Genomic DNA, 21,869 nt, shown 5'->3' with positions numbered 1-21,869 from the left:
GGACACGCCCAAAGAAACCTTAGAATCTCAGCATCTCAGAACCTTAGCGTCTTAAAAAAAAACTAACTAAACCACACATATGAAAAATAAAAAAATAATAACTATTGGGGTTTTTGCCCTTTTTACGATTGGAAATATGAATGCACAAAAAAAGCCGTATCTGGATAAAAATAAAACTGTTGAGCAGCGCATAGATTTGTTTTTGCCGTTAATGACGCTGGAGGAAAAAGTTGGACAGATGAACCAATATAACGGTTTTTGGGATGTAACGGGACCAGCACCAAAAGGCGGAACAGCGGAATTAAAATACGAACATTTAAGAAAAGGACTAGTGGGTTCAATGCTGACGGTTCGTGGCGTGAAAGAAGTTCGTGCCGTACAGAAAATTGCAGTTGAAGAAACGCGATTAGGAATTCCGTTAATTATTGGCTTTGATGTTATACATGGTTATAAAACGTTAAGCCCGATTCCGTTGGCAGAAGCTGCGAGTTGGGATTTAGAAGCGATTAAAAAATCGGCAGCAATTGCAGCAGATGAAGCTTCGGCATCTGGAATTAACTGGACTTTTGGACCAAACGTAGATGTCGCAAATGATGCGCGCTGGGGACGTGTGATGGAAGGTGCAGGGGAAGATCCGTATTTGGGAAGTAAAGTGGGGTATGCAAGAGTAAAAGGTTTTCAAGGAGAAACCGTTGCAGATCTTCAGAAAGTAAATACGATTGCGGCTTGCGCGAAACACTTTGCGGCTTATGGTTATGTTGAAGCTGGATTGGAATATAATATTGTGGATATCAGCAATTCTAAATTGTACAACTCGGTTTTGCCTCCTTTTGAAGCTACGGTTGAAGCGGGAGTTCGTACGTTTATGAATTCGTTTAATACTTTGAATGGTGTGCCGGCAACGGGAAATGCTTTTCTGCAAAGAGATATTTTAAAAGGAAAATGGAAGTTTGACGGATTTGTAATTTCTGATTATGCTTCGATTCGTGAAATGATCGCGCACGGATATGCAAAAGATGAAGCCGATGCAACTGCAAAAGCCGTAATTGCGGGTTCTGATATGGATATGGAATCGTACTTATATGTGGCAAAATTGGTTGATTTGGTAAAATCAGGAAAGGTAAAAGAAGCTTTGGTTGATGATGCCGTTCGCAGAATTCTACGAGTGAAATTTGAATTGGGATTATTTGATGATCCGTACAGATATTGCGATGAAAAACGCGAAAAAGAAGTTGTTGGAAGTAAAGCCAACAACGACGGCGTTTTGGATATGGCGAAAAAATCAATCGTTTTGTTGAAGAATGATAAGAACTTGCTTCCGCTAAAGAAATCTGGACAGAAAATAGCTTTGATCGGAGCTTTAGCAAATGATAAAAACAGTCCGTTGGGAAGTTGGAGAATTGCCGCTTCCGATGATACTGCGGTTTCAGTTTTAGAAGGTATGCAGCAATATAAAGACAATCAGCTGACTTTTGAAAAAGGAGTAGATTTATTAAAACAAAAAGCGACTTTTTTAACTGAAACAGTTTTCAACACTACAGATAAAAGCGGATTTGAAGCAGCTAAAACTGCAGCAAAAAATGCCGATGTTGTCATAATGGTTTTAGGCGAATATGGTTTCCAAAGCGGTGAGGGAAGAAGTAGAACAGATTTGAATCTTCCAGGTTTACAGCAGGAATTATTAGAAGAAATCTATAAAGTGAATCCGAATGTAGTTTTGGTTTTAAATAATGGTCGTCCATTAAGTATTCCATGGGCAGCAGAAAATATTCCGGCAATTGTAGAAGCTTGGCATTTGGGAACTCAGACTGGAAATGCAGTGGCGCAGGTCTTATACGGAGATTATAACCCAAGTGGAAAACTGCCAATGTCATTTCCTAGAAATGTGGGTCAGGTGCCGATTTATTATAACAAATACAGCACAGGAAGACCAATTGACAGCGATAAAAATGTTTTTTGGTCGCATTATATGGATGTGGAGAAAACGCCTCAATTTCCGTTTGGTTTTGGATTGAGTTACACGAAATTTGATTATAAAAACTTGAAATTGAATAAAACTGCTTTCGCAAAAGGAGAAAAAGTGGAGGTAAGTGTTGAAGTAACTAATTCAGGAAATTATGATGGAAAAGAAGTAGTGCAATTATATATTCATGATGAATTTGCAAGTATCGTTCGCCCAATAAAAGAATTAAAAGGCTTTGAATTGGTGAATCTTAAAAAGGGTGAAACTAAAACGGTAAATTTTACTTTAACGGATAAAGAACTTGGTTTTTATAATAATGAAGGAAATTATTTAGTTGAACCGGGAACTTTTAAAATTATGGTTGGAGGAAGTTCTGATAAAGGTTTACAGGGTGGTTTTGAGATAAAAGAATAGGTTTTTTGAGGTGCAAAGTTGCACAGGTTCAAAGAAGCAAAGGTTTTTTTCGCCACGAATTCACGAATTAATTGTTTAAAAATTCGTGAATTCGTGGCGATTTCATTTTAGTATAAAAATCTTCGTGTCTTCGTGTCTTCGTGGCAAAACTTCGAGAGTTTTTTGTATTTTTAAAACCTATAAAAACTCCAACCATTAAATTAAAATAATGAAATATAACAGATGCGGAAAAAGCGGGTTATTATTACCTGAAATTTCTTTAGGATTATGGCATAACTTCGGTTCGGTTGATAATTTTGAAAATTGCGAAAGTATTGCCGTAGAAGCTTTTGATAAAGGAATTACACACTTTGATTTAGCAAATAATTACGGGCCGGTTCCTGGTTCTGCTGAAGAGAATTTTGGAAAAATACTATGGCATAATTTTCAGGGAAATCTGCGTGATGAAATCGTAATTTCTACCAAAGCGGGTTACACGATGTGGAACGGACCTTATGGAGATTGGGGTTCGAGAAAATATCTGTTGTCTAGTTTAGATCAGAGTTTGAAACGAATGAGTATTGATTATGTTGATATTTTTTACTCGCACCGTCCAGATCCTGAAACGCCAATTGAAGAAACGATGATGGCATTAGATCACGCCGTAAGAAGTGGAAAAGCGTTGTATGTTGGAATCAGTAATTATTCGGCGGAGCAGACTCGTGTTGCCGTTGATGTTTTAAAACAATTGGGAACGCCATGTTTAATTCATCAGGCGAAGTATTCAATGTTAGAGCGTTGGGTTGAAAATGGTTTATTGGATGTTTTAGAAGAAAAAGGAGTGGGCTGTATTGCTTTTTCGCCTTTGGCACAAGGACTTCTAACAGATAAATATTTAAACGGAATTCCAGAAAATTCAAGAGCGCATAACCCAAACGGACATTTGAAAGAAGATGAGGTTACGGCAGAACGCATTCAGAAATTATTGCAGTTGAATGAAATTGCTCAAAATAGAAACCAGTCTTTGGCTCAAATGGCTTTGGCCTGGCTGCAAAAAGACAAACGAATTACTTCTGTTTTAATTGGGGCTAGTTCTGTAAAGCAATTGTGTAATAATATTGATTGTCTTCAGAATACCGAGTTTTCGAATGATGAATTGAATGCGATTGAACAGATTTTATTATAGAAAATATTCAGAACTGATTAAATGGGAAAAGGTATTAAAATAAAAATAATTGTACTTTTTTTGATCTTTATTGCAGTTGGCTGTGATGGAACGTTAGGAGGATTTAAAACGAGAAAATTTCCTGTTTCGAAGCAAAAGTTAGTTGTTGCAATTGAAAGCTTTTATGAAAGGAATCCACAGTTTATAACTCCTCCAAAATGGAAAGAAGAGCAAGAGAGTTGGAAAAAACGAGGTTATGATTTTTTAGATGCTCGATTTTTTTATTTACAGGATACTCCGGAAGAATTGTATTATGTTTCTTTTATTGGAGATGAAAATGATTCCATTCAATCAAATGCTAATTCTGTTAGTATTGCAATTAGAGCAGTGTTTACAAGAAAAAATAACCGTTGGTTATATGAAAAAGATTTTAATGAAGAAGAAAAAACAAGAATTGAAAATAGATTCAATAATGGTATTATTTCTAAACTAGAAAAATATGTTGGAGCTAAAGCCTTAATTGAAAAAGATTAAAACATATAAATTAAATAAAAAGATTGGGACAATTTGTCCCAATCTTTATTTTATAATCATCGCCAATCCGCCACCGCTTGCTAATCGATACGTTAATTTCGTTGTCGAATCAATTGTAATGATTTCTCTTTTATAATCAATTGCAGCTTTATCTGAATTTAAACCATCAGAGAAAATCTCGGCTTGGAATTTTTTGCCTTTTTCAAGGAAAGAAAAATCAATAGTAATATCTCTGGAGTCCCAATTTGTAATTGAACCTAAATACCACGTATTGCCTTTTCTTCTGGCAATGGAAATGTATTTGCCAACTTCACCATTTAAAGAAACTGTTCCGTCAAAAGTTGTTGGAACTTTAGCAATAAAATCGGTGCTTTCCTGCTCTTTCATAAAAGCGGTCGGACTGTCTGCCATCATTTGCAAAGGTGCTTCAAAAATAGTGTAAAGCGCCAGTTGATGACATCTTGTTCCCTGACTCATTGGGTTGGAATGACTTGGTTTGAATTCGCTTTTTGTGGCATTTCGCATTGCGCCAGGCGTATAATCCATTGGGCCGGCCATCATTCTGATAAACGGAATCGTACAATCATATAATGGAACATCATCATTTGGTGTCCATTTATTATTTTCTAAACCTTTTACACCTTCAAAATTTAGAATATTTGGATAAGTTCGCTGAATTCCTGTTGGTTTGTACATTCCGTGAAAATCAGTAATTAATTTATGATTCGCAGCTCTTTGAGCAATATCGTAAACCGAATTGACCATTTTAGCATCGTCGCGGTCTATAAAATCAACTTTAAAACCTTTTACGCCCAGCTTTGCATAATTGTCAAAAACGCCATCAATATTTTCATGCAAAGCCATCCACGAAGCCCACAAAATAATGCCGACGTTTCTTTCTTTCGCGTAAGCAATCAAATCTTCCAAATCTACATTTGGATTATGTTTCATAATATCGGTTTCTACACTCCAGCCTTCGTCTAAAACCACATATTCCACTTTATTTTTAGAAGCGAAATCAATATAATATTTATAAGTCTGTGTATTGATTCCAGCTTTAAAATCAACATTATAAATGTTCCAGTCGTTCCACCAGTCCCACGCTACTTTTCCAGGTTTTATCCACGAAACATCTTTTATTTTGGATGGCTCGGCTAATTTCTGAACCATATCATTATTGGCTAAAGCAGCATCATTTTCAGAAATGACAATTGCTCTCCACGGAAAACTTCTTGTTCCTTTGGTTTTTACCAAATAATCTGCTCTTTCTGTAATTAATTTGTTGAGGTAATTGAATCCGCCGTTGGTTTCCTGTAATGGATATTTAGAAAATCGAGATTCAAAACCAGTTTTGTTTTTATTATTGGTTACAAACAATCCAGCGTAATCTTCCAGATTTGCTTCTAGGAAAACGGCTTTTTTATGATTTTTATAATCAATTAAAAAAGGTAAAAAGGCTAAAGTATCTTTTTTGAATTCGCTTATTTTCTTGTTTTCATAATGCGATTCAAATGAAGAAATAAACGGATCTTTTGGGTTTCGTAAATCGCGTACGTAAGGCATTAAAGTATTGTAATCCTGATCAAAGTTTAAAACCACTTCTTCAGATTTTACGGTAATATCTTTTTTCTTTTTCGTAATAAATCGGTAGGCAGCGCCGTCATCAAAAACACGATATTCTATGCTGAAATCATTTTTGAAGTTTAAAGTCAATTGATTGTAATTATTCTGAACTGATTTCTTTTTGTATAAAGGTGTTTCAAAAGAAGTGTTTACCGTTTCCTTTTTTGAATTTAAAACAACAGCATTTTTTCCTAAAACAATATTTTCGTCCAAAGTCATAGACATTTCTGATGGAGATAAAATCACATCTTTTTCATGCAAAATTGTCCAACTGATTTTATCATCAACATTAATTTTTACTTTAATTTTTCCGTTAGGAGATTTCAAAATAAAATCCTGCTTCTTCTGCGAAAAAGATAGTTTTACGAAAAATAAAAGCAGCAATATTGTTAGAGATTTTTTCATCAATTTTTGGTTTGTTCTTTACGCATAAGACGCACTGCGGTGCGTCTCCACAGAAAAGGGGGATGAATATTTTTTTATTTCTTCAATTCTAGATTGTATTTCTTAACGATTTCTAAAGTCGATTTGTCGCCGTTAAAAACAGAATTCAAACCTTGTGGTTCTTGCGGAGGATCTGTCGTAAGCGGTTCACCCGGATTCCATTTTCCAGTTTCATTAACGGCTTTTCCTTCACCGCCATATCCCCAGAAATTCGCAGCCTGCAATGGACCTCCATTTTTATGACTTTCTAGAACTCGTCCAAAAATATAACTGTAAAATTTATCTCTGTAGACTGAAGAAGCACCTGCATTTAAGTTTTCATTTTCTCTCGGAAGACCGAATTCTTCAATAATAATTGGTCTCTTTAAATTGTTTGCCACTATAATATGATCGTCAATATATTTTCCAGCGTTTTCGATTGTTTTTGGCATTGTAGCTTCGGCATTGTCGGCTTTAAACCAGTTCCAGTTTTTAGGCCAGATATGCATTGTCAGGTAATCAATATTCGGATTTTGGTGTGTTCTTTCGAAAATCTCCATGCTGTCGTTTGAACTGTTTTTCCCTTCAGAACCCGTAGAAACCAAGTGATTTTTATCTAAACTATCAATTAAATCCACAATATTATTTAGCCATTTTGTGAATTTAGCTTCATTTTCTACCGTAAAAAGTCTCGGTTCATTCCCAACCTGCCAAGACATAATGGTGTTGTCTTCGTTGTATTTCTTTTTAGAGTAAGCATTTGTTCTTCCAATAATAAATTTCACATGATTATTTAAAGCTTCCATACAAGGTTCACAGCTGTGAAATTGTTCTGTATAAGACATAAATTGAGGCCAAGTATTCGGCGGAATATTCGGAACCGGAATTGCACCTTTGCCATTCCATTCTAAATATTGTGACATTCCGCCCGACCATTCCCAGTTGTTTGTCAAGTACAAAACGGCATGCATATTACGTTTGCTCATTTCATTGATCAAAAAATCTAAACCGTCTAATAAATCTTCATCATATTTTCCCTGCTCATATTGCAAAGCTGGGCGAACTGTAAAAGCGTATTTGCCACCATCAGCACCAACCAAAACACGAAGATTATCAATTCCGTTTTTCTTCATTAAATCCAGTTCGCGTAAAAGTCTTTTTCTGTCCCCAATTTTTTTAGAAGCAAGCATACTGCCATACCAATAATTGGTTCCGATGTAGGAATAAGGTTTGTCGCCTTTATAAAACTGCGTGCCTTTTAGCGTTATTTTTTCCTGTGCCTGACAAGCAATTGTCGACAAAAGCAGTGTAAGAGAAAGTGTTTTGAGAAATCTGTTTTTCATGATTTATATTTTAAGGAGCTAATCCCGCTATCCGCTGTATCTTTTATGGTGAACCCCACCATAAAAGGATGCCGCTTCTATCGGGGCTAGGACTTCACGTTACTTTAGACCTTTTTATTATTTCGTTTAAGGATTTTGTTTTAGAAATACTTCTTCTGAAAGCGTTGTTATTTTAATATCGTCAAAAAATACAGTGCCGTTGGTTTGGGCTAAGGCAAGCATTATCCTGATTTTTTTAGCATCTGCAGGAACCTTAATAGCTTTTTTGTAATTAATCCAGCTTGTGGTGCCTTTTGCATTGCCAATTATTTCAGAACTGATTTTCTTTTCAGCATCAGTGGTAAATTCGATAATTACTGCGGCAGCTTTATAATCTTCTTTTTGGATTTCTACACCGTCGGTTTTCATCCAAGCACTGCATTCGATTGCAAAAGTATTTCGCGGAATGGAAACAATTTGATCAAAAGCCCTCCATTCTGCACCCGTATATTGATTGATGAGGGCAGCATTTTTTCCTGTTTTTTTATCATAAATAGAAAGCGCACCATTTTCTTCACCTCTCCAATTTACAAAGTCGTATTCAAAACCTGCATTTTTTAAAAGATTCTTCTGTGCATTTGTAATTGCAGCAGCAAGTAGTAAACTTAAAAGAAAAAAATGTTTCATAGCAGCTGTAAATTAGATTTAAAAATAAATTAATCCTGAATTCTACTGATAAGTTCTAAGCAGGCTCTGCCGTTATGATAAGGACATTTCCAGAATCCGGCTTTGTCTTTTTGCATTAAAGAATAATCATCAAAAATTCCCCAAACCCATTCTCCGTTTTGCTGATCGAGTATGTGTTTTTTTATGAATTTCCAATTTTTGTAAACAATGTCCAGATATTCTTCTTTTCCAGTTAATTGGTAAGCGTTGTAAAAACCAATTAAAGCCTCTGCTTGCGGCCACCAATGTTTTTCTGCAATTAATTTATTTTTTTCTGGATCAAATTCGTACCACAAACCTCCATCAGAATCAAGTCCTTCCTTTGTCGCTTCAGCAATTTGAACGGCGTACTTTTTATAATTTTCGATCAGTTTTTCATTGCCCGAAATTTCCGCACACTGCTGTAAAAGCCAAGCCGCTTCAATGTCATGGCCGTAAGAAACAACATCTGGTTTTTCAATCCAATTTTCGTTGAAAAATAAACGTAAATGACCAGTTTCAATATTAATGAAATATTTGTCGATTGTTTCTAATAATTCAATAATATCTTCAAGCAGTTTTTCATCTTTCCAGACTTTGTATAAATTCACATAACCTTCAATAATATGAAGATGCGTATTCATAGTTTTCTTTTCATTCGCATCTTTTGCGCTCAAACGTAAATCTTCAATTGGCTGCCAGTCTCTTGTAAAAGCCTCAAAATAACCTTTATTTACAGGATCGTAACTGTGTTCTTGAATTTTTAGATATAAATTTTTAGCAATTTCTAGAGCTTTTTCATTTTTTGAAATCACATAATATTCAGACAATCCGTAGATTGCAAATGCTAAAGCATAAATTTGATTTTTGGTGTCTTTTGGAGTTTTATCCTCATTAATACTCCAAAAAAGACCGCCAAATTTTGTGTCATAAAAATAAGCAATGAGAAATTCGAATGCTCTTTCTGCCAATTTTTTGTGGTTTTCGTTTTTTGTGGTTTGATAACTGGCAGAGAAAGTCCAAAGAATTCGGGAGTTTAAAACCGAACCTTTTTCTGCATTTTCAATTCTTTGATCATTAAAATCGATCTGACCTGCAAAACCGCCATTTTGCTCATCAACAGTATGTTCTGACCAATATTTTAAAATGGAATCAAGTTCTGAGGTGAGTTCAGATTTTAAAAGCTTTCTTTGTAATGACACGATATTTTAAATTGCGTTATTTCTTTCGATTTGATCAATAATAGTCTGTACAGAACCTGCAGAAATAAAAGTGTCTGCTGGTGCATTGGTAACATAATCAACTAATTTATCTACAGTTGAAACTGCTACGTGCATTCTGGTATCTGAAGAGGCATAATATACATAAACAGTTCCGTCGTTATCTTCAATCCATCCGTTAGAAAATAAAACATTCGAGACGTCGCCGACTCTTTCGATTCCTTCTGGTCCCATAAAATGTCCGGCAGGAACGTGCGTAACTTTTGTAATATCATTCAAATCTGTCATGAACATATACAAAGTGTAGCGCAAACCTGCAGCAGTATTACGAACGCCGTGTGCCAAATGCAGCCAGCCTTTTGAGGTTTTGATAGGAGCAGGGCCAAGACCATTTTTCAATTCATAAATAGTATGATATTGTTTTCCAAAGATTATTTTTTCTTCTTTAACAACAGGGTTTATCATGTCTTCCACATAACCTAAACCAATTCCGCCGCCACTTCCAACATCAATAAAACCATCTTGCGGGCGTGTGTATAAAGCGTATTTTCCATTTACAAATTCTGGATGTAAAACAACATTTCGCTGTTGTCCCGTATTCGAAATTAAATCAGGAAGTCTTTCCCAGTTTACTAAATCTTTTGTACGGACTATTCCAGCATTGGCTACAGCCGAACTTGTGTCGCCTTTTGGTGCTTTTGGATCTTTTCTTTCAGTACAAAAAATGCCGTATACATAACCATCTTCATGATGAATCAAACGCATATCGTATACATTTGTGTCTGGTTCTTCGGTTTGCGGAATTACGCAGGGTTTGTCCCAAAACTTGAAATTGTCAATTCCGTTTGGACTTTCGGCAATGGCAAAAAATGATTTTCTGTCGATTCCTTCTACACGAACAGCTAATAAATATTTGCCGTTCCATTTCATTGCACCAGCATTAAAAGCAGCATTTATTCCGATTCTTTCCTGCAGGAAAGGATTCGTACTTTCGTTAAAATCAAAACGCCAGTTTAATGGAATGTGGGATGCAGTTACAACAGGGTTTTTGTAACGGTCATAAATTCCGTTTCCAATAATTTCCTGAGCTGCATTTTTTTGCTCAAGAAGCGTTTTATGTTGTTTTTCTAATGCCGATTTTCTTTCCTGAAAAGTGGCTGAAGATGTTATCGTTGTCATATTAATTGATTTCGGTATCTATACTAATTTATTTTTGGTCTCGTTTTTGGTTTAAATCTTGTTCAATTGTTTGAAGTTTTTCTTCAGATAATGGATAAAATGCTATAAAGGCTACTGATATTCCAGCAGCAATTGCCGGCAGTATGCTCAGCATTAATTGAATTCCGTTTTGAGCGGTTGCAGTTTGTTCTACATTTGCCTGAAAACCATAATATCCTAAAAGCCATCCAGCTCCTGCGCCTCCAATTGTCCATCCAAATTTTTGTGACATTGAAGAAGCAGAAAATACTAAGCCTGTGGCTCTGCGTCCTTGTTTCCATTCAGAGTAATCAGCACTGTCTGCATACATTGACCAGATTAATGGGAAAATGCAGCCCGCACAAATACTTATTAAAACTTGGAAAGTCATGATTAAGAAAATATCTTCTTTTCCGAATAAATAGAAAATCAAACTAAGAATTGCCGCCAGTGCCATTGCACCAAAAAAGGTTTTCTTTTTACCAATTCTGTTTGCAATTGGTGTCGCTGCGATCACTCCGATGATGTTGGCTGCCTGTCCTAAAACTAAATATATTGAAGTTGGAGTCATGTGAAAATCGGTTCCGAAAAGCGAAAAATCGAAGTTTATACTGCTGCTGACATAATATTTGAAATAATAAACCGCAGCACCGTCGCGAATTGAATTGAAAACTAAAGCTCCAATTCCAGCTCCAAGTAAAATCCACCAAGGTCTATTTTTTAAGAGATCATTTAAATCTTCTTTTAGATTATTTTGTTCGTCTCCAATTGGCTGTACCCTTTCTTTTGTAAATGCGAAACAAGCCCAGAAAAAGATAGTTGTGATTAATCCGAAAACTGCGATAGTTGCCAGCCAGCCAGCTTTAGAATTTAAGCTTCCGCCGAAGTAATTTACCAAAGGCTCAATCAGCCAAAGAGCCAAAAGGCTACCTCCAAACGCAAAAACCATTCTGTAAGATGAAAGTGTATTTCTTTCTTTTCGATCAGAAGACATTACACCCAAAAGGGATGCGTAAGGAACATTGATTAAAGAATAAATCATCATCATTAAAGAATAAGTCACGTAGGCATAGATGATTTTTCCTTTTTCGTCAAAATCTGGAGTATAAAAAGTCAAAACTCCGATTACGGCAAATGGTATGGCAACCCAAAGTAAATACGGTCTAAATTTTCCCCATTTACTTTTGGTTCTATCAGCTAAAATTCCAACAATTGGGTCAAAGCAGGAATCCCAGATTCTGGTAATTAAAAACATGGTTCCGACTACTGCAGGCGCTAATCCGAAAACATCGGTGTAGAAAAACAACAGATACATGCTGAAAATTTTCCAGAACATAGATGATGCCGCGTCTCCAAGACCGTAACCTATTTTTTCTTTTAAACTAATTTTGTCGTGCATTAGGTTTTTTTTAAAGATTGTCATTTATTTTTGGGCAGTTATTTTAATTTTTTTGGAATATCTTTTTCAAATATAGTTTGATCTAGATTATAAAAATCGACAAAATCTTTTTCACTTACTTGTCCCAAGAAAGGCGCGTAATAATGCATTTTCTGTTCTTTTTCCTGCCAGCCGTGGTTTCTCCATAATAAGACATAAGAAACCTCATAATTTTCAACAGCTTTTAGTAAAGTTCCTGTCCACCATTTAGGATCTGGAACGGCTTCATAACCTGCTTCGGCCAATGCCATTAATTTATTTTTTTTGCTATTGATTTCATTTAGGATTTTAAACTGATTCTGAACTTCGCTGATAAATTTCTGCCCAGTCGAATCGGTATTGTTTTGGTAGGTGTCGAAACTTAAAATATCGGCATATTCGTCTCCAGGATAATTAGCTAAAAAGTCTGATTCACTGCCAAAACTGCTGGTGTTGTACACATAAATTAAATTATGAACGCCTTTTTTCTGCAAATAATCAAACGTAAATTTCCAAGCAGTTTTAAATTCTTCAGGAGTACAGTTCCCTTTTCCCCACCAAAACCATCCGCCGGTAAGCTCATGAAAAGGCCTGAAAAGTATTGGAATGTTTTTACCGTTTTTATCTTTTAAAGAAAGAAAAAATGTGGCTGCTTTATCTAACCAAGAAGTGAATTTTTTGTGGTTTTCGGCTCCTGGTAAAATGGTTTTTAAAGAATTTGGAGTATGATCCCATGCATCTTTTCCAGTAGCTGGATTATCAAAATGCCAGCTTATGGTAGAAATACCGCCGCGTGAATTCACTTCATTAATATATTGTTTCATTTTGACAAAAGGAACGCCGTCAATATTATTTGGTTTATCGTTTTCCAAACCTGCAATATCCCATCCATAAACTGCCGGGTAATCTCCAGCTACATCTTTTATATCGCTTCTGCCGTCTTCATATTTCCATTTTACACCGTATGCTAAATCATCTTGATGACCAAAAAGAAACCCTTTTTTCGATAATTTCTTTAGATTCTTGTACAGCGTTTGAGTTTCTGCGGTAGCTTTTTTATCTGAAAGTGACAAATTAGTATTATCCATACTTTTTCTGGAGAAGCAAGAACTGCTTATAAAGGTTAGGGTTAAAAACGTTAAAATGTATTTTTTCATTAGGTTATGATTAGTTATTTTTTTAGCTAAAAGTAAAATAAACAAGGGATTATAGTATGGTATTTCTATTATTTTATTAGTCGAAAAATCAATATAATATTGTTGTTAAAATTATTAAAACTATAAAAAGTTATTCAATTAAAAATGATTAATGTTTATTATTAATGTTCTTTTTAAAGAAATGATAATTAATTTTTTCAAAGATAAACGGATGAATATCGTGTAATTAATATTATTTTATCAATTATATATCATATTATTGCAGTAAAATAATAAAATAGTAAGTTGAGGAATAATAATTTTTGAGATGAGTACAGCAAAAAATTTTTATAGGGAGATTGCTCCATTAGCAGCGAGTGATAGTTTTTTGGTTTTTGATCGTGTAAAGGACAGCTTTGATTTTCCTGTTCATTATCATCCCGAATTTGAAATTAATTTTATTCTGAATGGAAAAGGAGTTAAAAGGGTTGTCGGTGATAATATTGAAGAAATTGATAATGTTGAATTGGTTTTAATTGGTCCGAATTTATATCACGGATGGGAATTGAGTAAATGCACGAGTAAAAAAATCCATGAAATAACAATTCAGTTCCATAATGATTTGTTTCATGAATCTCTATTGTCAAGACGAATTATGAATCCGATACGTGATATGTTTAATAGATCTATTCATGGAATCCTTTTTTCAAAAAAAACAGCAGAAGAATTAACGCCAAGACTTGTAAGGCTCTCGAAATTAGATGGTATGGATTATTTTTTGGAAATTACTTCTTTATTATATGATTTAGCTAATTCTAGAAATCAGCGCTTGCTCTCTACCTATACTGTTGATTATGATACTTTTGATGATTATGATAAAATGAAATTGGTTTATGAATATGTACAGAAACATTTCGCTGAAAAGATTACATTAGAAGATGTTGCAAATGTGGCTAGTATGTCGATCATTTCTTTTAACCGATTTATTAAAAAACGTACGGGTAAAACTTTTGTCAATTATATTAATGATATTCGAATTGGATACGCGGCGCGCTGGCTGGTTGAAAAAGATATGAGTGTTTCTGAAGTCGCATTCAAATCGGGATTTAATAATATTGCCAATTTTAACCGCAGTTTTAAAGCTACAAAAAATTGTACCCCAAGTCAGTACAGAGAAGATTTTTCTGGATTGAAACGTATTTTATAGTGATACTTTTTTATCACTAATAAATATTATTTTTAACGAAATCGTTTGATTTTACGGTTTTTGTTGATTTTTATGTAAGTGTTAGGTTCTTTTTGAGGATTGTCGTTGCGAATAATTCAGTTTTTATGTGTATTTATTTTCATATATGTTTTTTTATCCGCTTAAAGTAAAAATATTATCATTAAATGATATAATATTATCGATTTGATAATTCTCTCTGTTATAGATTTGTTAAATAATTTAAGAGTTTTAATATACCCTGGCTTTTTAAACTCTTAGATTGGCAATAAAACAAATTTAAACTAACCAAACACTTATTATGAAAAAACTAATGACTAGCTTCATTCATTGGAAGGCTGACCACACGGCTGTTCCTTTGATATTATTTTTGTTACTGACTAGTAATTTTATTACGGCTCAGGTGAAGGTTTCGGGAACGGTATCTGACGAAAAGGGATTATCTATTCCGGGGGCAAACATAATGGTTACGGGAACTAAAAAGACAGCTTCGACAGATTTTGATGGGAAATATTCTATCGATGCACCCGCAAACTCTACAATTTCTGTTTCATTTATTGGATATGTTACGCAGGCCGTTAATGTGAAAAACGGAGGGACAATTAATGTAGTCTTAAAGCTTAGTGCCGAAGATTTACGTGAAGTGTTAGTAAATGTAGGATATCGAAGTGTTAAGCGAAAAGATTTAACAGGAGCAGTTTCTACAGTTACTTCAAAAGATTTTGCAGATTCTCCACAAGTGTCTGTAGATCAGTTGTTACAAGGGCGTGCTGCAGGGGTGACCGTTACAAACAATTCTGGGCAGCCAGGAGGTAGTGTGTCAGTTAAGATACGTGGAACTACTTCTATTTCTGGTACTAATGAACCATTGTATATTGTAGATGGTATTCCGATTTCCGGAGATGCTGCTAATACTGCCACCGGCGGTTCAATCGTTACGGGTTATTTAGGAGCAAACACAGGAAACGTAACTTCTAGCCCGATTGCTTTTTTAAATCCGAACGATATCGAAACATTGGATATTTTGAAAGATGCCTCTGCAACTGCTATCTATGGTTCTAGAGCGTCGAATGGGGTTGTAATTATTACGACAAAAAGAGGAAAAAAAGGAGTAGGAAAAATTGCGTATGATTCATATTTGTCTGTTCAAAATGTAACTCGTTTATTAGACACGATGACTTTAAGTCAATATGCAGAACAGCAAAATGCATTAGCAGCTGTTTATGGTGTAACACCAAGAGACGAATTTGCTGTTCCGTCAGTTTTGGGTAAAGGAACGAATTGGCAGGACGAGATTTATAAAACGGCGATAATGAATAATCATCAGATTTCATTTTCAGGCGCTAAAGAAGGTACTAACTACTATATTTCTGGAGGATATACAAATCAAGAAGGTATTGTTATTGGATCAGCTTTTAAAAGATATAGTTTTAAAACGAATGTAGACAGCAAACTAAAAGATTGGCTTACTGTTGGAGTTTCTCTCGGAACTGGAATTACAAATGAAGATATAACAATTAATGGTGCCAGCAACGGTATTATTAGTACTTCTATATTATCTACTCCAGACGTTGCAGTAAAGGATACTAATGGTAATTATGCTGGTCCGCCGGCTGATGGTTCTATAGGAGTTTGGATTAATCCGGTTGCTTCGGCTTTGATGAATACCAACAAGTTGATTAAGAAGAGTTTCATAGGAAATTTTTACGCTAGTTTTAGACTTGCAAAAGGACTTGAGTATAGATTTGATTTCGGAGGATCTACAAATGTGGATAATTTTGAGGGCTTTCTGCCTACTTATAAATGGGGTGCTGCGGTTAGAGAAACCAATCAGCTGACAGAAAGGGCGAGCAATGTGTATAGCTTAAATATTAAAAACGTTTTAACTTATAAAATTGATGCTGGTAATCATCATTTTAACATTTTAGCTGCTCAAGAAGCTAATGACAGTCACTGGTTCGGGAACTCACAAACAATTTCTGGGTTGTTGAGTAATGATATTCATTCTATTAGTTTGGGTGATCCTGATACACTTGTGGGTTCAGAATACAAAGGAAGTTCTGCTTTTTATTCTTTCTTTGGAACTTTTAATTATGATTTTGATAATAGATATGCGCTGCAGGCAACGATGAGAGCAGATGGAAGTTCTAATTTTGGACCTGGTCAAAAATGGGGGTACTTTCCTTCAATTTCAGGATCTTGGAAACTTTCAAACGAAAGTTTTATGGAAGGAACTCGAGAATATATTGATAATATCAAAATTAGAGCTGGTTATGGTGAAACTGGAAACCAGAATATTGGCGGCGGCGGTTACATGAGTACGGTTCGTGCCATTAAATCAGCATTGGGTAATTTCTTTACGGTTAATAATATTGCAAACCCTGACTTAACTTGGGAAACTTCTGAGCAGACAAACATAGGTTTAGATTTTACACTTTTTAAATCAAAACTTCAGGCATCATTTGAAGTGTACAGAAAACAATCAGCAGGATTTTTATTTGTCTTGCCATTGCCTTATTATGTTACAGGAACAGATGCTTATCAAGGAGGTTTAGGGGCGCCAAGTGTAAACTTAGGAAGCTTAAGAAATCAAGGTTTTGAAATGACTTTGGATTACAATAATAAGTTTGGTAAAGATTTTTCTTGGAATTCAAAAGTAATTTTTACTACCAATAAAAATAAACTATTAAGCTTACAAGATAATTTTGATTTAACAAAAGATGTATTGCTTAATGATTATACTACCAAAGCAGTTACTAAAACGGTGGTTGGTCAGCCAGTTGGTCAGTTTTATGGTTACCAAGCGGTTGGTATTATCAGAAATAATGAACAATTAGCCAACGCGCCAATTCCTTTTACTGGAAACAAAGCAGTAAAAAGTCAATTGGGAGATGTTGAATATGTTGACCAAAATAAAGATGGTCTGATAGACGAAAAGGATTTGACTTACATTGGTAATCCTCAGCCGAAATTCACTTATGGTTTCAATAATACTTTTACATATAAAAACATTGATTTGGGAGTGTTTTTACAAGGTTCTTATGGGAACAAAGTGATGAACTTAACAAGACGTGCTGGAACTAAAAACCAACGTTTGTATGAAAATCAATTGGCGGAAGCTGCAGATTTCTGGACACCAGAAAATACGGATGCAAAATATCCAAGACCCGACGGTGGAGATGGACACCCAAATATAGCAATCTCTGATCGTTATGTGGAAGATGGATCATTTTTAAGAATTCAGCAGGTAACGTTAGGTTATAATATGCCTTCGGATGTGATTTCAAAAGCAAGTATTAGTAAATTAAGATTCTACTTTGGTATTCAAAATCTTTACACATTTACTAAATATACAGGATACGATCCAGAGGTTGGCTCATACAATCAAGATCCGTTATTATCAGGTATTGATTCAGGACGTTACCCAACGAATCGTAGTTTCACTTTTGGAATGAATTTAGAATTTTAATTGCCACTCTTATGAAAAAATATATCAATATAAAAACCTTAGTTCTATCACTAGTATTAGGTTTGACTGCTGCTTCTTGCAGCGAAGATTTCTTGGATCGTCCTTCAGAAGATAGTTACAGCAGTGATCAGTTTTATAATACTGACGAGCAAGTAGCCAGAACCACTTATGGAATGTATGGTGCAATGTGGGCTCCTTATTATACTAAGAATTTTTACGCCTTGTCTGAGTTATCATCAGGAAACTGTCTGGCGTATGCTGATGGACCAGAGTTGATTCAATTTAAACTTACTTCTGATAGTCCTATATTGCTGGATCCTTGGAGAGCTTGTTTTGCAATTGTAGCGCAATCAAACAATTTAATTAACAATATTGAAAAAAATGCAACAGCAGATGTGAGTAAGGCTGTAATTAAAAACACGATTGCAGAAGCACATTTTTTTCGAGCGATAGCATACTTTTATTTAGTTCGTTTGTATGGGCCGGTGCCGATTATTGAAGATAATTTGGCTTTAGCAAAAGATCCTTTAGTTAATACAAATAGAATTGAAGATGTTTATACATTCATTGAAAATGACTTAAAATTTGCTGCAGCTAATCTAAAAACAAAAATTAGATCCAGAACTCCAGGTGGAGATAATGTTTTTGTAACTCAAGGTTCTGCAGAAGCATTTTTAGCAAAAGTATATTTGTATGAAAAGAAATATGCTGATTCTAAATTAATGGCTGAAAAAGTGATTAATTCTGGTGAGTTTGGTTTGCTGCCAAATTTTGCAGATTTGTTTTTGACAAGTAAAAATAATAATGAAGAGTCTATTTATTCTTGGCAATGGTCTGGTGCAATAAATACTTATGGAGGAGGAAATTTCTCTAATATTCAATATGGTTTGGATATTTTGAATGATAATGCTTCATATGGTGCTACTTATATGCCAAGTAATGATGTTCAGGATGCTTTTGAAATTGGAGATTTAAGAAGAAAAGAATCTTTTATGGTTTACGGCGATTCTTATCCAAATTTAAAAGCTAACGGAGAAGTTGGATTTGTAATGGATAAGGATAAATATGGCGATCTATTGGCCAATACTGGTGCTGCGGTTAAGAAATATGTAGTAGGTCAGGCAACTAGTGAAACAGGTCCGGCTGATTCTTGGGGAGGTATGAATAACTGCAATTATATTATGCGTTATGCTGATCTTTTGTTAATTCATGCCGAAGCAACAATGGCTGGAGCTGATGAAACTACTAATGCTGCTGCAAAAGAATCATACAATAAAGTAAGGTTTAGAGCAGGTCTTAGTACTTTGGGTGCTAATGTGCCTTTAACTAAAACGGCATTATTTCGCGAGAGAAGAGTTGAATTTGCTTTTGAAGGAGAATTTTGGTTTGATTTAGGCAGACTGCCGCGTCAGGAAGCGATCAATATTATTTCTCAGCAAGATAGAGGTTTTGATTCTCAAGGAGTACTGCATTATACACCAACTCCAACTGATTTTATTTATCCAAAACCAGATATCGAAGTTAGAAAAAATCCAAAATTAAAAGAGGCGCCGGTTCCTTACAATTTTAACTAATTTCTTAAAAGTAAATTACTATGAAAAATATAAAAAATAGAATGTTATTGAAGTTGTATTTTCTAGCTTCGATTTCAATTTTACTGTTTACTTCTTGTTCAAACGATGATTCAGCAGGTTCATCTGGAAAACTTGAAGTAACAGGAATTAGCAGATCTGTTGTAGATGATCCTTTGGTTGAGGGAGATAGAAAAGTTGATGTTCCTACAGATATTATTAATGCAGGAAATTATTATATCATTAGAGGATCTGGTTTTGCTACGTTAAAATCAATTTCATTTAATGGTTTAGAGTCCTATTTTAACCCTACAATGGTAACAGATAACGCAATTGTTGTGTTAGTAGATTCAAAAACGCCATACTATAATGAAATGGACGAAATGAAGATCGTCACCAATTTAGGCACCTTGAACTATAAAGTGGCTATCAGGCCTCCAAGTCCTAATATTAAAGGGTTTCCGGTCAATTCAAATCCAGGAGATATTATTACTATTACAGGTGAATATTTCTTGCGCCCTGTAGTTAATTTTGGCGATATCCAAGTTGAACCAATATCTTCTACATTAACAGAAATTGTAGTTAAAGTTCCTGAAGGAAGTTATTTGAAAAATTTATCAGTAACGAATGTATCTGGAACAACAGTGGCTCCGCAAGTAATAGGTTCAGAAATTTATGATGACGCTTTTACTAATATTTGGGGCTGGCAGTCTCTTTGGGATGGAACTAATGAGTTTGATGCAGCCTACGCCAAAGATGTTTATCAAGGGACTAAGTGTGTTCAATGGAAAGCTGGTGAATGGGATGGGTATGTTATTGGAATTAACAACTGGTCTTATCATGATACAGGTAAATTCAAAGCGGTAAGATTTTGGGTTAAGGGTGAAAAAGCTGGAAAAGTGAAGTTTTTTGCAAATGGAGATACTGAGAAAAATATCGTGATCGTTGATGTCAGAACTTCGTGGACTTATATTGAGGTGCCATATAGTGTGTTGGGTAATCCAAATGAATTATCTCAAATTGGCTACCAAGAATTTGGCGGTTTTGGAGGAAATGTGATCTATCTAGATGATATTGGATTGGTGTTAAAATAATTGTTAGGATTCAAATAAAGATTTCGATAAAAGTTCAGTCTATTAATCTGAATCCATAATTAAAAACTAAAAGAGAATTTATGAAAAATATATATAATAAAGTAAAGCAGCTTGCACTATGTGCATTTCTGGTTGCTGCAGTTTCTTCCTGTGATAACGAAATTGAAGATATTGGCGGAGCAGAGCAAAATTACAACACAGCCTACGGTTTGCTTCAGGCAAATAGTAATTTAACTACGTTTGCAAAAGCAATACAGCTGGCTGGTTTAGAAGCGACCTTAAATACAACTGATGACTATACTTATTTTGTTCCTAACAATGCTACTCTTGATGCTTACTTGACAGCAAGCGGTTATGTAAACGATTTAGGATATCCAGATATTAATTTGGTTCCAGTAGAAGATTTAAAGCAGCTTGTATTAAGTCATGTCATCAAAGGTGTTAAAAAAAGAGTTGCTAAACTTGAAGGTGTCCAAGCTGATTATTTGGAATCAGGCGATTATTCGACAATGGCAAATGCGGTAAATCCTGATTTATATTTACTTAGTATTAATGTTACCAATAACGTTTTAAAAGTAAACGGATCTGACAAAGAGGCAACGGGATTAGATTATTATGGTACCAATGGTTTTGTAAATGTTTTAAGCAATGTAATTGAATTGACTCCTCCGGCGCCGGCAATTACCACTCTGTCACAAGTATTAGCTTCTCCAGGAGACATTATTACAATTACAGGTCAAAATTTTGTAAAAGTTAAAAGTGTTAAATTTGGTAGTACTGGAGCTGCAATTACAGTAGTTTCCAAAACAGAAATAAAAGCAACTGTTCCGGCAGATTTTGATTCATACGCGCTTATTGTTGTGGAGACTGACTTTGGAATTTCTGCACCAAGCAGTATAGGACTTAAATATTTACTTTACGAAGACTCATTGAAAGGATGGGGCTGGGGCTGGGGAGGCGATATTACCTGGGAAAGCACCGAAAAAGTCAGTAGAGGAACAAACGCAATCAAAAAAGTGGCTGAAGCTTGGAGCGGACTTTTCATGCATTCTGATGTAGTTCTAAATGCAGCGGATTATCAATTTCTTAAAATGTCTATATTCCCAACCGAAAGTACTAAAATCATGGTTACTATAAATAGCGATACCGGCGATTCAAGTAAAGGTACCACGGTTACCCTAAAAGCTGGGCAATGGAATAATATTTCAATTCCGATCTCAGATCTGCATCCTGGTCTTTTAACAGGAGGAACTTTTGATAGTGTGTTTATACAAGAATTTTCTGGAGGCACAATTACTCCGTCTAGTATTCTCTATATAGACGATATAGGATTTTTATAAAAATGATTTGTTTTGAGTTAGTCTAAAAATGTTCCCTGATTGAAAATTAGGGAACATTTTTTTAAAATTTAA

General features: G+C 34.9%; 15 protein-coding genes. 8 read left to right on the top strand and 7 right to left on the bottom strand.

What is annotated here, in order from left to right:
* Nucleotides 1-79 precede the first annotated feature (79 nt).
* The 3 genes from bglX to HYN86_RS20465 all read left to right on the top strand — a co-directional run bounded on the left by bglX (nt 80) and on the right by HYN86_RS20465 (nt 4,055).
* A complete protein-coding gene (gene bglX, locus HYN86_RS20475; RefSeq protein WP_113679733.1) occupies nt 80-2,377 on the top strand; it encodes a beta-glucosidase BglX in 2,298 nt (765 codons plus the stop codon).
* 208 nt (nt 2,378-2,585) lie between these two features.
* Nucleotides 2,586-3,542, top strand: a complete 957-nt coding sequence (gene mgrA, locus HYN86_RS20470) for an L-glyceraldehyde 3-phosphate reductase (RefSeq protein ID WP_113679732.1) — start codon at nt 2,586-2,588, stop codon at nt 3,540-3,542.
* Nucleotides 3,543-3,563: 21 nt separating this feature from the next.
* Nucleotides 3,564-4,055 carry a hypothetical protein gene (locus HYN86_RS20465; protein ID WP_113679731.1) on the top strand — a complete coding sequence of 164 codons (492 nt, stop codon included), beginning with the start codon at nt 3,564-3,566 and terminating at the stop codon, nt 4,053-4,055.
* A 45-nt stretch (nt 4,056-4,100) separates the two neighbouring features.
* On the opposite strand, the gene HYN86_RS20460 is transcribed toward HYN86_RS20465, so the two are convergent.
* The 7 genes from HYN86_RS20460 to HYN86_RS20430 form a co-directional block, all read right to left on the bottom strand.
* Nucleotides 4,101-6,083, bottom strand: coding sequence for a glycoside hydrolase family 97 protein (locus HYN86_RS20460; RefSeq protein WP_113679730.1), 1,983 nt, complete (start codon nt 6,081-6,083; stop codon nt 4,101-4,103).
* 74 nt (nt 6,084-6,157) lie between these two features.
* A complete protein-coding gene (locus tag HYN86_RS20455; RefSeq protein ID WP_113679729.1) occupies nt 6,158-7,444 on the bottom strand; it encodes a glycoside hydrolase 5 family protein in 1,287 nt (428 codons plus the stop codon).
* Nucleotides 7,445-7,570: 126 nt separating this feature from the next.
* Nucleotides 7,571-8,110 carry a hypothetical protein gene (locus HYN86_RS20450; RefSeq protein ID WP_113679728.1) on the bottom strand — a complete coding sequence of 180 codons (540 nt, stop codon included), beginning with the start codon at nt 8,108-8,110 and terminating at the stop codon, nt 7,571-7,573.
* 29 nt (nt 8,111-8,139) lie between these two features.
* A complete protein-coding gene (locus tag HYN86_RS20445; RefSeq protein WP_113679727.1) occupies nt 8,140-9,330 on the bottom strand; it encodes an AGE family epimerase/isomerase in 1,191 nt (396 codons plus the stop codon).
* Nucleotides 9,331-9,336: 6 nt separating this feature from the next.
* Nucleotides 9,337-10,527 carry a glycoside hydrolase family 130 protein gene (locus tag HYN86_RS20440; protein WP_113679726.1) on the bottom strand — a complete coding sequence of 397 codons (1,191 nt, stop codon included), beginning with the start codon at nt 10,525-10,527 and terminating at the stop codon, nt 9,337-9,339.
* A gap of 28 nt (nt 10,528-10,555) precedes the next feature.
* A complete protein-coding gene (locus HYN86_RS20435) occupies nt 10,556-11,944 on the bottom strand; it encodes an MFS transporter (protein WP_113679725.1) in 1,389 nt (462 codons plus the stop codon).
* 38 nt (nt 11,945-11,982) lie between these two features.
* A complete protein-coding gene (locus HYN86_RS20430; protein ID WP_113679724.1) occupies nt 11,983-13,119 on the bottom strand; it encodes a glycoside hydrolase family 26 protein in 1,137 nt (378 codons plus the stop codon).
* 307 nt (nt 13,120-13,426) lie between these two features.
* Here HYN86_RS20430 and HYN86_RS20425 point away from each other — a divergent pair, with 307 nt between their 5' ends.
* The 5 genes from HYN86_RS20425 to HYN86_RS20405 all read left to right on the top strand — a co-directional run bounded on the left by HYN86_RS20425 (nt 13,427) and on the right by HYN86_RS20405 (nt 21,797).
* Nucleotides 13,427-14,305 (top strand): helix-turn-helix domain-containing protein, encoded by an 879-nt coding sequence (locus HYN86_RS20425; RefSeq protein WP_113679723.1) that lies wholly within the window; start codon nt 13,427-13,429, stop codon nt 14,303-14,305.
* A gap of 319 nt (nt 14,306-14,624) precedes the next feature.
* Nucleotides 14,625-17,792 (top strand): SusC/RagA family TonB-linked outer membrane protein, encoded by a 3,168-nt coding sequence (locus HYN86_RS20420; RefSeq protein ID WP_113679722.1) that lies wholly within the window; start codon nt 14,625-14,627, stop codon nt 17,790-17,792.
* An 11-nt stretch (nt 17,793-17,803) separates the two neighbouring features.
* Nucleotides 17,804-19,366, top strand: coding sequence for a RagB/SusD family nutrient uptake outer membrane protein (locus HYN86_RS20415; RefSeq protein ID WP_113679721.1), 1,563 nt, complete (start codon nt 17,804-17,806; stop codon nt 19,364-19,366).
* Nucleotides 19,367-19,386: 20 nt separating this feature from the next.
* Nucleotides 19,387-20,457: an IPT/TIG domain-containing protein gene (locus tag HYN86_RS20410; protein ID WP_113679720.1), complete on the top strand. Its 1,071-nt coding sequence runs from the start codon at nt 19,387-19,389 to the stop codon at nt 20,455-20,457.
* Nucleotides 20,458-20,537: 80 nt separating this feature from the next.
* Nucleotides 20,538-21,797 (top strand): fasciclin domain-containing protein, encoded by a 1,260-nt coding sequence (locus HYN86_RS20405; protein WP_113679719.1) that lies wholly within the window; start codon nt 20,538-20,540, stop codon nt 21,795-21,797.
* Nucleotides 21,798-21,869 lie beyond the last annotated feature (72 nt).

This window comes from Flavobacterium fluviale (assembly GCF_003312915.1).
Classification (GTDB): domain Bacteria; phylum Bacteroidota; class Bacteroidia; order Flavobacteriales; family Flavobacteriaceae; genus Flavobacterium; species Flavobacterium fluviale.
The sequence above is the reverse complement of the archived record's forward strand: the minus strand, read 5'-3'. Positions and strand labels throughout refer to the sequence as shown.

What these genes read in the sequence shown, in the direction of transcription:
- bglX (WP_113679733.1), top strand. Translation starts at nt 80, where the DNA reads ATGAAAAATAAAAAAATAATAACTATTGGGGTTTTTGCCCTTTTTACG.
- mgrA (WP_113679732.1), top strand. Translation starts at nt 2,586, where the DNA reads ATGAAATATAACAGATGCGGAAAAAGCGGGTTATTATTACCTGAAATT.
- HYN86_RS20465 (WP_113679731.1), top strand. Translation starts at nt 3,564, where the DNA reads ATGGGAAAAGGTATTAAAATAAAAATAATTGTACTTTTTTTGATCTTT.
- HYN86_RS20460 (WP_113679730.1), bottom strand. Translation starts at nt 6,083, where the DNA reads ATGAAAAAATCTCTAACAATATTGCTGCTTTTATTTTTCGTAAAACTA.
- HYN86_RS20455 (WP_113679729.1), bottom strand. Translation starts at nt 7,444, where the DNA reads ATGAAAAACAGATTTCTCAAAACACTTTCTCTTACACTGCTTTTGTCG.
- HYN86_RS20450 (WP_113679728.1), bottom strand. Translation starts at nt 8,110, where the DNA reads ATGAAACATTTTTTTCTTTTAAGTTTACTACTTGCTGCTGCAATTACA.
- HYN86_RS20440 (WP_113679726.1), bottom strand. Translation starts at nt 10,527, where the DNA reads ATGACAACGATAACATCTTCAGCCACTTTTCAGGAAAGAAAATCGGCA.
- HYN86_RS20435 (WP_113679725.1), bottom strand. Translation starts at nt 11,944, where the DNA reads ATGCACGACAAAATTAGTTTAAAAGAAAAAATAGGTTACGGTCTTGGA.
- HYN86_RS20430 (WP_113679724.1), bottom strand. Translation starts at nt 13,119, where the DNA reads ATGAAAAAATACATTTTAACGTTTTTAACCCTAACCTTTATAAGCAGT.
- HYN86_RS20425 (WP_113679723.1), top strand. Translation starts at nt 13,427, where the DNA reads ATGAGTACAGCAAAAAATTTTTATAGGGAGATTGCTCCATTAGCAGCG.
- HYN86_RS20420 (WP_113679722.1), top strand. Translation starts at nt 14,625, where the DNA reads ATGAAAAAACTAATGACTAGCTTCATTCATTGGAAGGCTGACCACACG.
- HYN86_RS20415 (WP_113679721.1), top strand. Translation starts at nt 17,804, where the DNA reads ATGAAAAAATATATCAATATAAAAACCTTAGTTCTATCACTAGTATTA.
- HYN86_RS20410 (WP_113679720.1), top strand. Translation starts at nt 19,387, where the DNA reads ATGAAAAATATAAAAAATAGAATGTTATTGAAGTTGTATTTTCTAGCT.
- HYN86_RS20405 (WP_113679719.1), top strand. Translation starts at nt 20,538, where the DNA reads ATGAAAAATATATATAATAAAGTAAAGCAGCTTGCACTATGTGCATTT.